This is a genomic window from Rhizobium ecuadorense, from assembly GCF_001187535.1.
In the GTDB taxonomy this organism is placed as follows: Bacteria; Pseudomonadota; Alphaproteobacteria; order Rhizobiales; family Rhizobiaceae; genus Rhizobium; species Rhizobium ecuadorense.
This window is the reverse complement of record NZ_LFIO01001058.1, coordinates 1-431: the sequence shown is the minus strand read 5'-3', so window position 1 is coordinate 431 and position 431 is coordinate 1. Positions and strand designations below refer to the sequence as shown.

The 431-nt window shown below is 56.8% G+C and carries 1 protein-coding gene; it reads right to left on the bottom strand.

Annotated features, from left to right (window positions below; genetic code table 11):
• Positions 1-431, bottom strand: a 431-nt coding sequence (locus AF337_RS43310) for a hypothetical protein (protein ID WP_160320333.1), incomplete at both ends; no start/stop codon positions are given.

Genomic DNA, 431 nt, shown 5'->3' with positions numbered 1-431 from the left:
CCGACCATCGTGACGGATCTGCGTTTTCGACGTCGATGAGGCATCGGTATGTCATGCCGTCCGGCGGGACCATCCTGCTGAGCTCGTCCCGGGAGTGGCGGTAGCACAGGACATCCCAAAGGACTCTGCGCTCGGCCTGGCCGTACTCACCGTACATATCTCCCGACCATTGGAAGTCGAGCATGCCGGGAGATCCTTCCCTGTCGTAGCCGTATTTGTTGCGAGTTTTGATGGACTGATACAGAGACGTATCGAAATCCTTCTCCTTCAGATCGACGCCATCGCATCTCTCGACCATTAAAGGCTTATCGCTCCCCATGATGTTGCCAAAGAGCTTGTCCTCGCGTAGTTCGCGGCTGTCGCATCGGTCGAAGCTGAGCTTGATCCTTACGAGGCGATCCTCGTAAGCATACGCCTCGACGGTCGCCTCT